The organism is Chlorobium sp., from assembly GCF_021740465.1.
Taxonomy (GTDB): Bacteria; Bacteroidota; Chlorobiia; order Chlorobiales; family Chlorobiaceae; genus Chlorobium.
Genome location: NZ_JAIOZR010000005.1, coordinates 60,135 through 78,039, shown reverse-complemented (window position 1 = coordinate 78,039; position 17,905 = coordinate 60,135). Strand labels below are relative to the sequence as shown.

At 54.9% G+C, this 17,905-nt stretch carries 16 protein-coding genes; 10 read left to right on the top strand and 6 right to left on the bottom strand.

Going from position 1 to position 17,905, the window contains the following annotated elements; translation table 11 throughout:
- Positions 1–46: 46 nt before the first annotated feature.
- Genes K9G39_RS03680 through K9G39_RS03670 form a run of 3 tightly spaced genes read left to right on the top strand, consistent with a single transcriptional unit; the run spans position 47 to position 3,352 of the window.
- Complete coding sequence (locus K9G39_RS03680) at positions 47–1,303, top strand: glutamate-5-semialdehyde dehydrogenase (protein ID WP_292003583.1); 1,257 nt, start codon at positions 47–49, stop codon at positions 1,301–1,303.
- A gap of 3 nt (positions 1,304–1,306) precedes the next feature.
- Positions 1,307–2,017, top strand: a complete 711-nt coding sequence (locus K9G39_RS03675) for an ABC transporter ATP-binding protein (RefSeq protein WP_292003582.1) — start codon at positions 1,307–1,309, stop codon at positions 2,015–2,017.
- A 24-nt stretch (positions 2,018–2,041) separates the two neighbouring features.
- Positions 2,042–3,352, top strand: coding sequence for an MFS transporter (locus K9G39_RS03670; RefSeq protein ID WP_292003581.1), 1,311 nt, complete (start codon positions 2,042–2,044; stop codon positions 3,350–3,352).
- A 33-nt stretch (positions 3,353–3,385) separates the two neighbouring features.
- On the opposite strand, the gene K9G39_RS03665 is transcribed toward K9G39_RS03670, so the two are convergent.
- Entirely contained in the window at positions 3,386–4,504 is a 1,119-nt protein-coding gene (locus K9G39_RS03665; protein WP_292003580.1) for a DegT/DnrJ/EryC1/StrS family aminotransferase, read from the bottom strand.
- A 202-nt stretch (positions 4,505–4,706) separates the two neighbouring features.
- Between K9G39_RS03665 and K9G39_RS03660 the strand changes: the two genes are divergently transcribed.
- The 3 genes from K9G39_RS03660 (at position 4,707) to K9G39_RS03650 (ending at position 8,053) form a co-directional block, all read left to right on the top strand.
- Complete coding sequence (locus tag K9G39_RS03660) at positions 4,707–6,128, top strand: Mur ligase family protein (protein ID WP_292003579.1); 1,422 nt, start codon at positions 4,707–4,709, stop codon at positions 6,126–6,128.
- A 107-nt stretch (positions 6,129–6,235) separates the two neighbouring features.
- Positions 6,236–7,240: a type I glyceraldehyde-3-phosphate dehydrogenase gene (gene gap / locus K9G39_RS03655; RefSeq protein WP_292003578.1), complete on the top strand. Its 1,005-nt coding sequence runs from the start codon at positions 6,236–6,238 to the stop codon at positions 7,238–7,240.
- Positions 7,241–7,402: 162 nt separating this feature from the next.
- Positions 7,403–8,053, top strand: coding sequence for a flavodoxin domain-containing protein (locus K9G39_RS03650; protein ID WP_292003577.1), 651 nt, complete (start codon positions 7,403–7,405; stop codon positions 8,051–8,053).
- 89 nt (positions 8,054–8,142) lie between these two features.
- Here K9G39_RS03650 and dnaJ read toward each other — a convergent pair whose 3' ends face one another.
- The 4 genes from dnaJ to prmC form a co-directional block, all read right to left on the bottom strand.
- The gene (gene dnaJ, locus K9G39_RS03645) at positions 8,143–9,351 is read right to left on the bottom strand and encodes a molecular chaperone DnaJ (protein WP_292003576.1); all 1,209 of its coding nucleotides are present in this window, start codon (positions 9,349–9,351) and stop codon (positions 8,143–8,145) included.
- A 64-nt stretch (positions 9,352–9,415) separates the two neighbouring features.
- Complete coding sequence (locus K9G39_RS03640) at positions 9,416–10,039, bottom strand: nucleotide exchange factor GrpE (RefSeq protein WP_292003575.1); 624 nt, start codon at positions 10,037–10,039, stop codon at positions 9,416–9,418.
- 29 nt (positions 10,040–10,068) lie between these two features.
- Positions 10,069–11,142 (bottom strand): heat-inducible transcriptional repressor HrcA, encoded by a 1,074-nt coding sequence (gene hrcA, locus K9G39_RS03635; RefSeq protein ID WP_292003574.1) that lies wholly within the window; start codon positions 11,140–11,142, stop codon positions 10,069–10,071.
- 226 nt (positions 11,143–11,368) lie between these two features.
- Complete coding sequence (gene prmC, locus K9G39_RS03630; protein ID WP_292003573.1) at positions 11,369–12,268, bottom strand: peptide chain release factor N(5)-glutamine methyltransferase; 900 nt, start codon at positions 12,266–12,268, stop codon at positions 11,369–11,371.
- 197 nt (positions 12,269–12,465) lie between these two features.
- Between prmC and K9G39_RS03625 the strand changes: the two genes are divergently transcribed.
- Both K9G39_RS03625 and proS read left to right on the top strand, forming a co-directional pair.
- Entirely contained in the window at positions 12,466–13,206 is a 741-nt protein-coding gene (locus tag K9G39_RS03625; RefSeq protein WP_292003572.1) for a DUF4412 domain-containing protein, read from the top strand.
- Between the two features lie 46 nt (positions 13,207–13,252).
- Positions 13,253–14,698 (top strand): proline--tRNA ligase, encoded by a 1,446-nt coding sequence (gene proS, locus K9G39_RS03620; protein WP_292003571.1) that lies wholly within the window; start codon positions 13,253–13,255, stop codon positions 14,696–14,698.
- A gap of 97 nt (positions 14,699–14,795) precedes the next feature.
- Here the strand turns inward: proS and K9G39_RS03615 are convergent, their stop codons facing one another.
- Positions 14,796–15,386, bottom strand: a complete 591-nt coding sequence (locus K9G39_RS03615) for a peroxiredoxin (RefSeq protein ID WP_292003570.1) — start codon at positions 15,384–15,386, stop codon at positions 14,796–14,798.
- A gap of 334 nt (positions 15,387–15,720) precedes the next feature.
- Here K9G39_RS03615 and K9G39_RS03610 point away from each other — a divergent pair, with 334 nt between their 5' ends.
- Both K9G39_RS03610 and K9G39_RS03605 read left to right on the top strand, forming a co-directional pair.
- Positions 15,721–17,022: an NCS2 family permease gene (locus K9G39_RS03610; RefSeq protein ID WP_292003569.1), complete on the top strand. Its 1,302-nt coding sequence runs from the start codon at positions 15,721–15,723 to the stop codon at positions 17,020–17,022.
- Positions 17,023–17,035: 13 nt separating this feature from the next.
- Positions 17,036–17,896 (top strand): nitrilase-related carbon-nitrogen hydrolase, encoded by an 861-nt coding sequence (locus K9G39_RS03605; RefSeq protein ID WP_292003568.1) that lies wholly within the window; start codon positions 17,036–17,038, stop codon positions 17,894–17,896.
- The last annotated feature ends 9 nt before the right edge of the window (positions 17,897–17,905 follow it).

The window sequence follows — 17,905 nt, the reverse complement described above, 5'->3', positions numbered from 1 at the left end:
GGCAGACATCCATTAACCTGTTACCTTAACTGCAACCGCAACCCGTATGCAGCGAACCCTCACCGAACTCTTCAAGGCCGCACGCCAGGCCAGCCGCGAGCTGGTCATGCTCGATGAAGCCGGAGTCAACGCCGTGCTTCTGGACCTTGCCGCTGAAATTCCGGCTGCCACTATCTCGATACTCGAAGCGAACAGAAAGGATCTCGACTGCATGGATCCGTCCGATCCGATGTACGACCGGCTGCTGCTCAGCGAAAGCCGACTCGAAGCCATAGCCGGGGATATCCGAAACGTGGCGGCCCTCCCTTCTCCGCTCGGACTCGTGCTTGAACAGCGCAGACTTCCCAGCGGCCTGGAACTGACGAAAGCCTCCGTTCCGATAGGAGTGATCGGCATCATTTACGAAGCCCGTCCCAATGTCACCTTCGACGTGTTCGCCCTCTGCCTTAAATCCGGCAACGCCACCGTTCTCAAGGGTGGAAGCGACGCGCACGAGTCGAACTCGGCCATTGTGCAGTGCATCAGAGCCGTACTGGAACGTCACAGCCTGAACCCCGACACCGTCATTCTCCTGCCTTCCGAGCGGGAAGCCGCCGGAGAGATGCTCAATGCCGTGGATTATATCGACATGATCATTCCAAGAGGCAGCCAGAAGCTGATCGATTTCGTGCGCATGAATGCAAAGGTTCCGGTCATCGAAACCGGCGCCGGCATCGTGCATACCTATATCGACAAGGCCGCCGACGTCGCAATGGCCGCCGACATAGTCTTCAACGCCAAAACCCGCCGACCGAGCGTCTGCAACGCCCTCGATACGCTGCTCATCCATGCCGGACGGCTTGACGACCTTCCGGCAATCGTAGCTCCCCTCAAGGAGAAAATGGTCATCATCTACGCCGATGAAGCCGCCTATGCCCGGCTGCTGGGCTCCTATCCGGAAACCCTTCTGGTAAAAGCCCTGCCGGAACATTTCGGAACGGAATTCCTCTCGCTGAGACTTTCGGTGAAAACCGTCGCATCCCTTGAAGAAGCGCTCGACCACATCGCCGCCCACAGCTCGCGTCACAGCGAAGCCATCGTCACCGGCGACCCCGCTGCAAAAGCGGAATTCCTCAAACGCGTCGATGCCGCTGCGGTCTACGCCAACACCTCGACAGCCTTTACCGACGGAGCCCAGTTCGGACTGGGAGCGGAAATCGGCATCAGCACGCAGAAACTGCATGCACGAGGGCCGATGGCGCTCAGGGAGCTGACCAGCTACAAGTGGATCATCGAAGGCGAGGGACAAACAAGACCACTGTAAACCATGCTTTTTGAAGCAAGAAACATCCGGAAATCCTACACCCTGCCCGGACAGGCGCCGATTCCCATTCTCAGGGGCATCGACCTCAAGGTCCGTCCGGGAGAGATGCTCACGATAATCGGCGCTTCGGGAAGCGGCAAGACCACCCTGCTCAACATGCTCGGCACCCTCGACACGCCGGACGAGGGTGAGCTCCTGTTCGAGGGCAAGGCGCTCTTCCGCAACGAAAAATACCTTTTTTCGCAGAAGGAACTGGCAGCGTTCCGCAACCGGAAAATCGGCTTTGTCTTCCAGTTTCACCACCTGCTTTCCGACTTTACCGCCGTAGAAAATGTAGCCCTGCCGGAGTTCATTGCCACTGGCAAGCTTGCCCCGGCAAAAAAACGCGCCGAGGCACTGCTTTCGGAACTCGGCCTGAAGGAACGATACGAACACCTCCCCTCAGAGCTTTCGGGCGGAGAACAGCAGCGCGTCGCGATTGCGCGCTCGCTCATGAACAGCCCGAAGCTGATCCTCGCCGATGAACCAAGCGGCAATCTCGACAGCAGAAACAGCCGCATGCTCTACGAACTGATGGCCGGACTGTCGAGGGAACGCCGGACCTCCTTTGTCATCGTCACGCACAACGAGGAGTACGCCGCCCTGGCCGACCGTTGCCTGCACATGCAGGATGGCCTGCTGCACGAATTGAACGCTGTCGAACCTGCATCCTGAACGAAAGACATCCAGAACCCCTTTATGCCCGAACAAGAAAAGCTTCACCGTCTCGGACCGGTTCAGTTAGCTCCGTCCATTCTGCCGCGCCATGCGACGACCTTTCTGTTTTCGGCGTTTTTCTCCATCGCCCTGGTCACCTTCGTCTCTATCGGGCAGGCTTACATCCTCAATGAAAACCTGAAAATACCCGTCGCAGAACAGGGCACCATCAGCGGCGACCTGGTATTCTGGACGGAAATCGTGACCCTGCTTTTCTTTGTTCCCGCCGGCGTCCTGATGGACCGCATCGGCCGCAAACAGGTTTTTTCCGCCGGCTTCATCCTGCTCGCGCTTGCCTACGGGCTCTACCCGACCGCGTCGTCTGTCGGAGAACTCACGGCATTCCGCGTGATCTACGCGCTCGGCATCGTAGCCGTTACCGGAGCGCTCTCCACCATCATGGTCGATTACCCTGCCGAACGTTCGCGCGGCAAGCTGATTGCCATCACCGGCTTTCTGAACGGACTTGGCATCGTCGTCCTGAACCAGTTTTTCGGCGCCCTGCCCCATCGCCTCACCGCCACGGGCATGAGCGGCACTGATGCCGGTCTCTACACCCACCTGGGCATAGCCGCCGTCGCACTGCTTTCGGCCGTTGTCGTGGGAGTTGGTCTCAAAAGCGGAACCCCGGTAAGAAAAGAGGAACGCCCTCCGCTAAAAAAACTGCTCGGAAGCGGCCTCAGCTACATGAAAAACCCGAGAATCCTGCTCTCGTATGCTGCGGCGTTCGTCGCGCGCGGCGACCAGTCTATCATCGGCACCTTCCTGCCGCTCTGGGGTACGACGGCAGGCATCGCCATGGGCATGGATCCTGCTGAAGCGGTCAAGAAAGGCACACTCATTTTCATCATCTCGCAGGCAGCCGCACTCTGCTGGGCTCCGGTCATCGGGCCGATAATCGACCGGATGAACCGGGTCAGCGCGCTCGTGCTCTGCATGTTCCTGGCCAGTGCTGGCTACCTTTCACTTGGTCTCATCGGCAATCCGCACGAACCGCTTTCGCTCCTGTTCTTCATTCTGCTCGGAATAGGCCAGATCAGCTCCTTCCTCGGCGCCCAGTCGCTGATCGGTCAGGAAGCCCCGAAAGCCGAACGCGGATCGGTGATAGGCATGTTCAACATCAGTGGAGCCATCGGCATTCTCATCATTACGACGACAGGCGGCCGGCTTTTTGACGGCATGAGCCCGAAAGCTCCCTTTCTGGTTGTTGGCGCAATCAACCTGCTGGTAATGATTGCCGGAATTTTCGTGCGCCGTTATGCGCCGGGAAAGGCGGCGGGAGGAGAAGCGTAAAGGCGCGCCGTAAACCCGGCGCACCGTTTGCCCTCAGAAACAGGAGGCGATGACCGAGCATATCTTCCCGATCTCCTCATCCGGAAGATAGGGGTGCATGGGCAGGGAAAACACCCTCCGGCTCATCTCTTCCGAAACCGGAAAATCACCTTCACGATACCCCAGAAACGCAAAAGCCTTCTGCAGATGCAGCGGAATCTTGTAGTAGATCACCGAAGGGATACCCCCCATCCTGAGCCGATCCATAATCGAGGCGCGCTCCTCCTCTCCGGAAGCCAGAAGCGAGTACTGTGCCCATGCGGAAACAGACCCTTCGGGAATTTCAGGCACGACGAGCCTGCCCTTCAACCGTGAGCTGTAGGCTTCAGCCACCCGCTGACGCGAAGAGAGCTCCTCATCGAAAATCACGAGTTTTTCAAGCAGAACCGCAGCCTGAATGGAATCAAGGCGGCCGTTGATGCCGATCCTGTCGTTGCTGTATTTGTCGACACCGCTTCCATGCACCCTGACCGAGCGCAGAAGAAAATCAAGCTCTTCATCGTCGGTAAAGACCGCGCCGCCGTCTCCATAGCAACCGAGAGGCTTGGCCGGAAAAAACGATGTGGCCGCAGCAAGCCCGAAACTTCCGGCCCTGCGGTTCCGGTATGTCGCGCCGAAACTCTGGGCGGCATCCTCGAGAATCCAGAGTCCATGATCGGCAGCAACGGCTTCGAGACGGTCGTAATCTGCAGGAAGTCCGAAAAGATCGACCGGAATCAGCGCTTTCGGGTTCAGCCCTCTCTCTCTGGCCAGAGCGACGGCATCGGCAATCCTGTCGGGGTCGATATTGAACGTTCCTGGAGAAATATCGGCGAAAACCGGAGTGGCACCAACCAGACTGATAACTTCAGCTGTTGCGATGAAGGTGAAGGGCGTAGTAATGACGGCATCACCGGGCCCGATACCTTTTGCCATGAGCGGCATGAGCAGGGCGTCCGTGCCTGAGGAACAGGAGACGCAGAAACGGGCCCCGGTGTAGGCAGCCAGCCGGGACTCCAGCTCGGCCACTTCCGGACCCATGATATACTGACCGTGGTCGACAATCGCCTCGATGCGCTGAAGCAGGGCTGCACGTATCCGGTTTTTCTGGGAGATCAGGTCGATGAATTGCATAGGCTGTTTTCGTTTGGAGAAGATGATCAAAGGATGGTAAAATAAGGATTGCAGGCATCTTTTTTTGCATACGGAGGCATTTTCTCCGCAACCGCACGGCTCCGCTGCCAGGGGCAACCTCTTTTAACGCAACCCGCTTGTGACCGAAAGGCATTTTCTGTATAGTAAAACAGAACAAACCCTTGAAAAAACCCTTTCGCACATGAGTTCCATCTACTTTCTCGGAATTGGCGGTACCGCCATGGCTTCGGTTGCCGTAGCCCTTTCCCACTCCGGTCATGCCGTCAGTGGCTCGGACAGCGCGCTCTACCCGCCCATGAGCACCTATCTCGACATGCATAACATCCGCTATTTCAACGGCTACTCCGAAGAGAACATCCTCCGTGCACTTCCCGACCTTGTCGTTGTCGGCAACGCGGTCAGCAGAGGAAACTGCGAACTCGAATATGCGCTCGAGCACCGGATAGAGCTGATCTCCATGCCGGAACTTGTACGGAGGGAACTCATTGCCGGCAACACCTCCCTGGTGGTGACCGGAACCCACGGAAAAACCACGACAACCTCCCTTCTGGCCTGGCTGCTCGATTACGGCGGCCTGAAACCGGGCTTTCTTGTAGGGGGTATCCCCGAAAACTTCTCTATGGGCTGCCGGGCTTCGGGAATGCAGGAACAGGGGTTTTTCGTTACTGAAGGCGATGAATACGACACCGCATTCTTCGACAAGCGAAGCAAATTCATGATCTATCGGCCCGACATCGCAATCATCAACAATATCGAATTCGACCATGCCGATATCTTCGACTCCTTCGAGGACATTCTCAGGAGTTTCCGGCGGTTCGTCAACCTCATCCCCCGCAACGGCAGGCTTTTCGTCAACGGCGACGACCCGGCCGCATGCGAAGTATCCGAGAGAGCCTTCTGCACAATCGAACGGTTCGGATTCGGCGAAAACTGCGAGTGGACCGCCCGCGACATATCGGGAAACGCCGACAGGACAACCTTCACCATCTGCTACAGGGAAAACCCCGAAGCCACCCTCAGCGTGCCCCTGTTCGGCAACTACAACATCATGAATACACTGGCGGCCGTTGCTGCGGCTAAACATGCGGGCGTCAGCATGGAGAGTGTCGTGCATGCACTGCCGCTTTTCAGAAGGCCCAAGCGCCGTATGGAGATCACCAGCGGTCTGCAATCCGGAGTAACCCTGATAGAGGATTTCGCCCACCATCCGACGGCTGTCAGGGCGACCCTCGAAGCCGTTGCCGGACTCTACAGGAACAGGCGGATCATTGCCTGTTTCGAGCCCCGCTCGAATACCACGACACGAAACATCTTCCAGAAGGAGCTTGCCGCTTCGTTCGGAGCGGCATCGGTGGTGGTGATGGGCAAGGTGCACCGGCCCGAACGGTATGCCAGCGAACGGCAGCTCGATATGCCGAGGCTCGGAAGGGAACTGCAGGAACAGGGCAAAACCGTTTTTCTGGCCGGATCGGACCCGGAAAACTATCCGCAGGATATCGTGAGTTTCCTTGAGACGACCATCCGGAAAAACGATGTCGTCGTCCTGATGAGCAACGGCAGTTTCAACAATCTGAAATCACTTTTTCTCGACAATTTTGGTTAATATTGATTTTGATGTTATATCTTGTCAGATATTTTTCAACGCTGGACACAACCAATGCCGCGGATACGACACTGGTAACCTCTTAATTCTAATACACATAAGCTATTATGGCAAAAGTAAAAGTAGGCATTAACGGATTCGGCCGGATCGGACGACTGGTATTCCGCCAGGCCATGGATAATCCGAAATTCGAAATCGTCGCCATCAACGACCTCTGCGACACCAAAACCCTCGCACACCTGCTCAAGTACGATTCGACCCACAAGAAATTTCAGGGCGAGGTTTCCACCGAAGGCGACAATATCATCGTCAACGGACAGACCATCACCATTTCGGCTCAGAAAGATCCTACCCAGCTACCCTGGCAGGCGCTCGGCTGCGATCTGGTTGTAGAATCGACGGGTATTTTCACCAGCCGCGAAGCTGCTGCAAAGCACCTTACGGCCGGAGCGAAAAAAGTCATCATCTCGGCACCGGCCAAGGACAAAATCGACGCAACCATCGTAATGGGCGTCAATGAAAACTCCATCACCGGCAGTGAAGAGATCATTTCCAACGCAAGCTGCACGACCAACTGTCTTGCTCCTATGGTAAAAGTGCTGCAGGACAGCTTCGGCATCACCAAAGGGTTCATGACCACCGTCCACGCCTATACCAACGATCAGAACATTCTCGATCTTCCGCACAAGGATCTCCGCCGTGCACGTTCCGCTGCAATGTCGATCATCCCGACAAGCACCGGTGCGGCGAAAGCCATCGGCGAAGTCATTCCCGAACTGGTCGGACGTCTCGACGGTTTCGCCATGAGAGTCCCGGTACCGGACGGCTCGGTTACCGATCTGAGCGTCATTCTCGATCGCGAGGCATCGAAAGCCGAAATCAATGCGGCGATGAAGGCCGCTGCAGATGGCCCGATGAAAGGATATCTCCAGTACTGCGAAGACCCGATCGTCTCCCAGGACATCGTCGGCAATCCCCACTCCTGTATTTTCGATTCGCTCCTGACCATGAGCTCGGGAAACATGGTGAAGGTTGTCGGCTGGTACGACAATGAGCTCGGCTACTCCACCAGGGTTGTCGATCTGCTGGAAATCTATTCGAACTTCGTATAAATCGAAGCCGGATTCATCAGATCATCCCGGATCTTGAGGGCGGTTTTACCGCCCTCTTTTTTTTTCCTCCCGACTACCTTTCCCCGTCAGCCCGATTAGCGTTTTTTCGGTGAATGTGTTATAATTGAGAACTATTCAATCAACGCACATCACTCTTTCCACATGACGAATTCAACCCAGCAGCAGATGAGGGCCATTATCCTGTATGACAGCCGTACTTCCGGAGGATCTACAGACCGGCTCATCGATTCCATAGGCACGGAACTTGCCGAGAACGGAGCCTACGTCGAAAAAGCAAAATGCAAGGCTTCCGGCGATTACAGTTTTCTGCAGGATTTCGATGTCGTCATCATGGGAGCGCCTATCTACTACCTTCTTGTTTCGTCGCAGCTTCTCGGAGCCCTGATCCAGAGCAACATGAAAAAGTATCTCAAGCGCAAGAAAATCGCCCTCTTCCTCACCTGCGGCAGTCCCGAACCGATGGCAACCCTGCTCTATCTCCCGCAGCTTAAAATGCATCTTGTCCGGAACCGGATTCTTGCCGAAAGGATTTTTGCCCCCCAGCAGATCTCCGACCCCGAGTTTATCGAGTCTTTTGTGGATGAACTGTGCGATGCCTATAAAAAAGACACCCGAAGGCGCAATGCGTCGATGCAGTGGACAGACGAAGCCCTTGAACTGCTCGACAGCATACCATCCTTCTTCAGGAACAGGATCAAGATCGCGACCGAGGAGTATGCCGAAGAGATGGGATACCGGGAAATCACCCTTGAGGTGGTGGAGGAGGCAAAATCGGAAACCGGCGGACTCTGAAAGGATTCCTCACCAAGAAATCAGATCGAAAACATCAAAGCCGGCCTCCTGAGGAGACCGGCTTTGATGTTTTTTCCAGTTGTGGCCCGTCAGGTGAAAATATCCCGGGCCTTCTCAAAAAAACTCTTTTCCTCCCGGTCGCTGCCCCCTGTAGGTGAAAACGCCCGGGATTTCCTGAGCTCTTTAAGCAGCTCCTTATCCGGGTTCGAAAGATCCCTGGGAACATAGACGTTGACCCTGACCAGCTGATCGCCTTTTCCCGAACCCCTCAGATGACCGATACCGTGACCGGCGATGCGCAGCATGGTGTCAGGCTGCGTAGCGGGAGGAATGGTGAGCTTCACTGCCCCGTCAAGCGTCGGCACATCGATCTTGGTCCCCATGACCAGGTCGGGATAACTCACCGCAAGATCATAGATCACATCGTTGCCGTTCCGCCTGAAGAGATCATGCGGTTTCTCTTCGATGACCACGATAAGATCGCCGGGCGCTCCGCCTCTCGGCCCGGTATTGCCCTGCCCCCTGAGGGTCAGGTAATTGCCGTCCTGGACACCGGCCGGAACGGTAACCTTGACGGTCACTTCGCCCTGTTTGATGCCTTCGCCATAGCATGAGGTGCAGCGGTCCTTGACAACCCGGCCTTCACCGCCGCATGTCGGGCAGGCAGCAATGTTGACGAACTGGCCGAACATGGTTTTCGATGCCTGACGAACCTCGCCCGATCCGTGACAGGTCTGGCAGGTCTCGGTTGTACCGCTCTTCGACCCGCTGCCGTTGCACTCCTTGCAGGGAACCTGCTTTCTGATTTTCAGGGTTTTTTCCACACCTCTGGCAATCTCCTCAAGCGTAAGCTTGAGGCGGATCTTCAGATCCGTGCCGGGAATACCGGACGATGCCCGACCTCTCTTGCCTCCGCCGGCACCACCGAAAACCTCCTCGAAACCGAAAGGCGCACCGCTGCCCCTGGCGCGGCCACCACCAAACATGTCGTTAAAGGCGCTGAAAATATCGCTGAAATCATTAACCCCTCCGCCGTAGGCGCCGCCAGGCCCGCCTGCCCCGGAAGCTGCCGACGTGCCTACTCCGGCATGACCGAACTGATCGTAGCGGCGGCGTTTGTCGTCGTTGCTGAGCACCTCGTAGGCCTCGTTTACCTCCTTGAAATGCTCTTCGGCATCCTTGTTGTCGGGGTTCTTGTCCGGATGGTACTGCAGTGCGAGTTTCCGGTAGGCCTTCTTTATTTCATCCTTCGATGCCGAGCGGCTGACGCCGAGCACCTCGTAAAAATCTTTCTTCATTATACAATACCCTCTATTGCTCTATTGCTTCACATTCCGTCATAATTTTATAAAACCGGCCTCGTTATCCGGCCACAATAACCCGTGCATGCCGGATCACTCTCTCGCCGAGCAGATACCCGGTCTGATACTCCTCAACAATGGTTTCGGGCTCGGTATCAGGTATCTCGATCATGGAGATGGCTTCGTGATACTCGACATCGAGCTTCATGCCGATCGAACGGATCTCCGTTACTCCCTTTCCGGCAAGCCAGTTGTCGAAATTACGCTTGAGCAGCTCGACACCTTCGACGTAGGGTTTCGCCTCGGCCGTTATTTCAAGAATACGGGGAGCGTTCGAAAGCACCCGCTTGATATCGTCAACAAAAGGAAGAAGCTCCCTGATGGTGTTTTCAAGAGCTTTCGTACCGGCGGCCATGGCTTCACGTTCCTTGACCTTCCTGAAATTCTCGAAATCGGCAGCCCTGCGAAGCAGTTCGTCTCGTAATTTATCGAGCTGTTCCTTCTGTACAGACAGTTCCGCTTCGAGTTCGGCAACTCTCTTCCTGGCCTCAGCCTCTTCAGCCGGAACAGTAACGGGAACGGTTTCATCAATTCCGGAGGCGCCGGAGCTAACCGATCCGGCAGCAGCCGGTTCACCGACGTTTTCCGGATGAATATCCTGACCTGCAGATGCTTTTTTTCTCATAAACGTGAAATACGGTTAAAAATACTGTTTTAATTCGCTTCAGACAGCGTCACCGAAAGGCAGTCCGCCATATAGTTAAGCACGCGCACTGCATGCTCGTAATCCATTCTTGTTGGCCCGAGAATGCCGAGTTGCCCGACCATCCCGCTGACATAGTAGGGCGTCGAGACAATGGTCAGCTCGCCGGCGTTTCTTTCACTGTTCTCCCGACCGATGCTTATGGAAATATCCATGCCCGGAGGCCTCTGGGCCTCTACCCCTGCGGAAGCTCGCTCCACAAGTTTTGCCACGCTGGTTTTATCCTCGATCATGGAAATGAGATCACGAACCTTCTCCGGCTGCTTGAACTCCGGCTGATCGACAATATACTCGGCCCCGGAAATATACAGCCTCTCAATAATGGGAGTTTCATCAAAAATTTCTCCGGAGGAGCGGATCACCCTTTCAAGAAGCGTCCGGTCGCAGGGACAATCGCCAAGTCTTGCGGCAATGCTTCTTCTGATTTCGGCAAGCGTCAGCCCTGAAAGCCGTTCATTGAGAAAAACCGTAATCTGATCGACCGTATTGCGTGAAACCTCGATATCGAGTTCCATGACGATGGTCCTGAGAAACAGTGAGCGGATCGAAAGAATCACCATCATTCTCGAAGAGGTAAGCAGCACCATGTCGAGTTTCTCGAAAACCGCGTTTGAAAAAGCCGGAGAGAGCACCACACTGAGCTGACGGGATATGCTGCCGAGCACCTTGGCCGCCGAGAGCAGAACGTCGGAAGAGGTTCCTTTCCGATCGGAGTTGATCTGACCGAAATCCTTGTCGATTCTGCGCTTCTCTTCGTCGTTGACCCGCTGCACATGCATGATCAGATCGACATAGCAGCGATAACCCTTGTCGGTAGGTACCCGTCCTGCCGAAGTATGCGGCTGGCTGATATAGCCTTCATCCTCGAGATCCGCCATAACGTTGCGTATGGAGGCATCCGAAAGGCCAAGGTTATAGTTCCTTGCAATATGTCTTGACCCAACCGGAGCAGCAGAAACAATATAGGACTGGATGATAATGCCCAGCACCTGCCGTTCCCGCAAGGTAAGTTCACGAGAATCCATTATCCATGCAAACATCTTGTTTATCCGGCTGCCGGAGTCACCCGTCCGGCCCTACCGAAAAAATTCTGCCCGCATCTGCGAAACGGGCAAACTATAGTATACGAATGCCGACGAAAACCATCAAGAGCCGGAACGACCGGAAAAACACCTTCTTCACCGGGGGCCCTGTCACCCCGGAAGTGACGTAAACACCGTTAATTGTAACGCAACTCGCCGGCAATAAATTTCAGGCTCCCAGGCGACCTGAAACGATCCTGTCGAAGCCGGCGTAATCCTTCAGGACAGAAATGTCCCGGAATTTTTCCGACTCCATGAGAGCGCATACCTGCATAGCCGCATCGGCATGAATCTCCAGACACAGCAAGCCTTCCGGCTTAAGCAGTTCGGATGAAGCACGGCAGATGGCAAGGTATGAAGCGGTGCCTCCCGGAGTGACGAGTGCATCTCTCGGCTCGAAACGCCTGACCTCCGGCTGCAGCTCCTCCCATTCCGTTTCGGGAATATAGGGCGGATTGGAAACAATCATATCAAACGGCCCGGCACAGCGTGACGCCAGTTCGGGGTCGAACAGATCGGCCTCAAGAAAATCTATTCTCGAAAGCATTCCATGGCGCATTGCATTGGCTCGCGCAACATCGAGAGCCGGAGCCGAACGATCGATGGCTGCAAGCTGCAGAAAAGGCAAAAGCGAGGCAAGCGTGACGGCAATGCAGCCGCTTCCCGTTCCGATATCGAGCAGCCTGTACTCCCCTTCCGGATTGAGCTCCCTCCCTGCTGAAAGAAGCCCGGCGGCATGCTCGACGAGCAACTCGGTTTCCGGTCTTGGAATCAGCACTCGCTCATCGACCATGAACGGCTTTCCGTAAAAATACTGCTCGCCGGTAATGTACTGAACCGGACGGCCATCGAGACGCTGCCGGCAAAACTCCCGAAAAACCGCAAGCTCGCTGTCCGATACCGGACGGTTATGGTTCAGGTAAAGCCAGAGCCTGTTTTCGCCGAAAAGGTGCGACAGAAGCATCTCCGCGCCGAGGCGGGGCTCATCGACCTCCTTCAAGGCAAAATACTCTGCGGTGGTCTTCAGAAGATCGACAACACACCACTCTCGCCGGCTATCCCTCGTCATGCACCATTAATAATGAAACCTTCCGCGAGGCGCTTCCGGTTTGAAACCCCGATATAAAAAAGCGCCTAAAAACCTCTCCCCTCAAAAAGCTTTGAAAATAATTCGTTAGCTTGCAGGTTGTTACGTATTCGAACACGTATTTTGCCTGCCATGCAGCAAAGAAGATACCAATTATTAAAACATTAGCTGTCGTTACGATGAAAAAAGCCCTGATTCTCATGACGCTCCTTTGCGTAACCCTGTTTTCCGGTACCTCCCAAGGGGCCGCCAGGTTCACAGGCCTTATGGATATGATGCTGAAAATGCCTGGCGGAAGCGCCGATGTCACCTATTATTTCGGAACCGGCGCTCAGCGCATGGATATGGTCATGAACATGACCCGAATCCCCGAGCCGCTGAAAACCACCGTCATCACCAAAGCCGGAAGGCCGGATGAAGCCATTCTGATCAACCATGAAACGAAAAACTACAGCGTTGTCAACCTGAGAACTGCAGCCGAGAGCGCCACCCTGCTCGACTTCGACAGCAACTACAAGCTCAGGCGACTTGGAAAAGCGGTGATCAAGGGGTACCAGTGCGAACAGATCAGCCTGACCAGCACCACTGAAAAACTGGAGCTCTGGGTAACTTCGGACCTGGGCGACTTTTCAACATTCCGGATCCTGCAGTCCCAGAATCCGAGACTTTCGAACACCTCGCTTTCGCGGACGCTCAAGGATGCCGGCGTCGAAGGGTTCCCGGTTAAAATCGTGCAGCAGAACGACAATGGGGTTTTCACGATGCAACTGACATCAATAAAGCCAAGGGAACTGGCCTCTTCGGTATTCAGCATACCCGGGGGATACAGAAAAACCGAAGTGAACCGCAAGCCGGTAAGCGGCGCCCAGAAGGAACACCTGCGCAACCTCATGGAAAAGATGAAGAAGTTTGAGGAGTAGGTCTTATATTTTCAGCCTTTCACCTAACCAATCATAAAACAGTACCGTGGCAGACACCATCACTACCCGAAGCAAGGACTACTCACAGTGGTATATCGATCTTGTGCGTTCGGCGAAGCTTGCCGATTATTCCGATGTACGCGGCTGCATGGTCATCAGGCCAAATGGCTATGCGATATGGGAAAAAATGCAGGCTGCACTCGACCGGATGTTCAAGGAGACCGGCCATGTCAATGCCTACTTTCCTCTTTTCATCCCTGAAAGCTATATCGCCAGGGAGGCCGAGCATATCGAGGGGTTTGCCCCTGAATGTGCGGTGGTGACCCATGGCGGCGGCGAGGAACTTGCCGAAAAGCTCTACGTACGCCCGACCTCTGAAACCATCATCTGGGCGTCGTACAAGAAATGGATACAGTCCTATCGCGATCTCCCCATTCTGATCAACCAATGGGCCAACGTTGTGCGCTGGGAGATGCGAACCCGCCTTTTTCTGCGGACATCGGAGTTTCTCTGGCAGGAAGGCCATACCGCGCATGCCACGAAAGAAGAGGCGGCTGAAGAGGTGCTTCGCATGATCTCCATCTACAAGAAATTTGCCGAAGAGTACATGGCCCTGCCGGTCATCATGGGAAAGAAAACCGACAGTGAAAAATTCGCCGGTGCGGATGAAACCTACTGCATCGAAGCCCTGATGCAGGATGGAAAAGCCCTTCAGGCGGGGACTTCGCACCATCTCGGACAAAATTTCGCCAAAGCGTTCGACTGCCAGTTCCAGACCTGTGAAGGACGGCTCGACTACGTATGGGCAACCAGCTGGGGCGTATCGACCAGGCTGATCGGCGCACTGATCATGGCGCATTCCGACGACCGGGGACTTGTGCTCCCCCCAAAGCTCGCCTCGCGGCAGGTGGTGATCATTCCTATTCTCCGGGGCGACAAGGCTGCGGTGATCGAACAGGCGGAAGCAATCGCCTGCTCGCTGAAGAAGCACGGCATACCGGCTTTCGTGGACAGCAGCGAACAGAACTCGCCCGGATGGAAATTCGCCGAATACGAACTGCAGGGTATTCCGTTGCGGATCGAACTCGGCCCGAGAGACATAGCCGAAAAAAAATGCATCGCCGCAAGGCGCGACACACTTGAAAAAACCGAACTGACCCTCGACGACAGCCTGCCGCTCGAAGTCAGTGAAATCCTCAACACCATCCAGCAGAACCTCTACGACAGGGCGCTCCTGTTCCGCGCCGAACACACCGTTGAAGTCAGCGACTATGAGGAGTTCAAACATTCTGTCGAGAACGGTTTCGTCATAGCCCACTGGGACGGCACAGCCGAAACCGAGGCAAAAATCAAGGAGGAAACCAAGGCTACCATCAGGGTTCTTCCCGAAGAGGATGATTACATTTCAGCCTATGCCATGCACGAGCCAGGCACCTGCATCTATTCCGGCCGGCCGGCGGCGCGAAAAGTCGTTTTCGCAAAGGCCTACTGAGCAGAGAGAGGCACCCCGAAGGGCTTCCCTGCTGCAAACCTAAAAGCTCCGGCATGCGCCGCATCGGCCGCATGCCGGAGCTTACAGAAGTGAGTTGTTACTTTTCGCTGAAAAACGCCTTCAGACCGGCATCGTCCGGCTTCATGGTTTTATCGCCCTTATTCCAGTTTGCCGGGCAGACCTCGCCGAACTCTTCGGTAAACTGCAGGGCATCGACCATTCTGAGAACTTCGTCCACATTCCTGCCAAGACCCAGATCGTTGACCACCTGATGGCGCACAACACCCTCCCGGTCAATCAGGAAAAGTCCGCGCAGCGAAACCCCTGCATCTTCGGCAAGCACATCGTAATCACGTGAAACCGTCTTGTTGATATCGGAAAGCAGGGTGTAGGTGACACCTTCGATACCGCCGAGATTTTTCGGGGTTCGCAGCCATGCATGATGCGAAAATTTCGAATCCACCGAACAACCTATCACCTCTACATTCCGTTTCCTGAACTCGTCGAGCTTTTCCTGAAATGCGTGCAATTCCGTCGGACAGACAAAGGTAAAATCAAGCGGGTAGAAAAACAGTACAACATACTTGCCCAGGTAATCCGTCAGCTTGCACGAATCGACAAACTGTGAACCCCCGGTTACCGCTTCCACATTGAATTCCGGTGCCTTTCGGCCAACTAATACGCCCATATCGATCCCCTTTATTTTTTTATTTTGTTTAACAAAAGATAAATAAGACTTGTTTTGTCCATTATAATACATTTTCATCTTTCCTACAACAATAAAGCGTCTACCCTGACAGCTTCCCTTTCATGCTAACGGCCTGGAAGCGGGAAGCGTTTCGGAAAACGAGAAGTAAATTCGCAGAAAAGTTCGGACGGCCGCAATAAAACAGCTCCCCTGGTGTTCCGGCTTGAGCTGCCCGTTACATCGGAGATTCCTTTTCACGTTTACGGTTCCCCGTTTTCGCTCTTTATGCTTATCTTGTTTTCTATCAGATTGTTACCTCAACCCCGGAAAAAACATGCAATCTTTTTTCAATTTTCAGGCGCACCGCACCAGCTACCGGCAGGAGTTTCTTGCAGGAGTAACGACGTTTTTCACTCTCTCCTACATCATCATAGTCAACCCGGCAATCCTTGCCGCGGCGGGAATACCGAAAGGCGCATCGATGACGGCAACCATCCTGACGGCGGTTTTCGGAACCTTTCTGATGGCGGTCTATGCAAAGAGACCGTTTGCCGTCGCTCCGTACATGGGAGAAAACGCCTTTATCGCCTATACTGTCGTGAAGACCATGGGCTACTCATGGCAGACCGCAATGGCGGCCATTTTCATAAGCGGCGCGCTCTTTACCCTCCTGACGCTCGGAGGGATGCGTCAGTGGCTTGCCGGTGCGATACCTGGTTCACTGAAGCACAGCTTTTCGGTGGGAATCGGCCTCTTTCTGGCGTTCCTCGGCCTTAACGATATGGGCATCGTCGCACTCGGCGTTCCTGGTGCACCGGTAAAACTCGGCAACATTGCAAAACCCGAAGTGCTCATCAGCATGGGCGGGCTCCTCGTCATGGTGATGCTCCTCGTGCAGCGAATAACCGGCGCAATTCTTATCGGCATAGCCCTCATCACATCGGTGTTCCTCATGCTCGGCCTCTCCCCCCTGCCTGAAGCGATCGTCAGCAAGCCCCCTTCGATAGCTCCAATCTTCATGAATATCGATGTCCCCGGAGCATTGACCTGGGGATTTGCGGGCGTTATAGCCACAACGCTGGTGATGGATTTTGTCGATACCATGGGCACGCTTTTCGGGCTCTCGTCGAGGGCGGGCCTGCTCGACGGCGAGGATAACCTTCCTGAAATCGAAAAGCCCATGCTCGTTGACGCGCTGTCGACCGTTGCGGCTTCGCTTCTGGGAACAACAACGGCAGGAATCTACATAGAATCCGCCGCCGGCATCGAACAGGGAGGAAAAACCGGCTTTACGGCTCTGGTCGTAGCCGGACTGTTCCTGATGGCGCTGTTTTTCTCGCCGCTTTTGACTATCGTGCCCCCCTACGCATACGGGCCGGCACTGGTGACTGTCGGCATGTTCATGTTGCAGTCTGTCACCCGACTTGACTTCAACGATTACAGTGAGCTGTTTCCTGCATTTCTGACCATCGTGCTCATTATCTTCACCTACAATATCGGGGTAGGCATCACGGCCGGATTTATCGCCTTTACTGCGCTTCGCTCCATTACCGGAAGAATCAGGGAGGTACATCCCGGAATGTGGATTCTGGCCCTGCTTTCGCTGATCTTTTACTTTTTCTACCCATACCACTGAAACCGGAGAATCGATGCTGCATGCAACCATGAGAATAGCTCAAACCGGAAGCGTACTTGCCAATTTCAACGAAAATCTGGAACGGCACTGCCTGGTCATCGAGAACGCCATAAGGGACGGCGCCGATGCCGTGGCCTTCCCGGAGCTGTCGCTGACAGGCTACAATGTACAGGATGCTGCACAGGACATCGCCATGCACATAGAAGATGCACGGCTCGACCCGCTGCGGGAACTGAGCAGGAAGATTTGCATCATCTGTGGAGGCATCGAACTCAGCAATGATTACGGGGTGTATAATTCAGCTTTCATGTTTGAGGACGGCCGGGGAGAAAGCATCCACCGAAAGATCTACCTGCCGACATACGGCATGTTCGAGGAGCTCCGATATTTTTCCGCCGGCCAGCATATCCGGGCGGTGGACTCAAAACGTCTGGGAAGAATAGGCGTGGCCATCTGTGAGGATTTCTGGCATGTATCGGTTCCCTACCTGCTTGCCCAGCAGGGAGCGAAAATGCTTGTAGCGCTGATGTCAAGCCCGCTGCGCATGTCGCCCGGCAGCGGCAAACCGGCAATCGTATCGCAATGGGAGACCATTGCAGGCACCTATGCATTTCTGTTCAGCACCTATGTGGCCTGCGTAAACCGTACCGGAAACGAGGACAGTTTCACGTACTGGGGCAACTCTTCGCTCACCGGGCCTGACGGAAAGCTGATTGCCGAGGCTCCTCTCTTCAGGGAGAAGTTTCTCGATGTCGCGCTGGATTTTACGGAGGTGAAACGGACACGCCTGCACTCATCGCACTTTCTCGACGAAGATCTGCGGCTCTTCGCTTCGGAACTTCGACATATCGTAAAAAAGAGCAGGCCTGACTGAAGTGGCCCC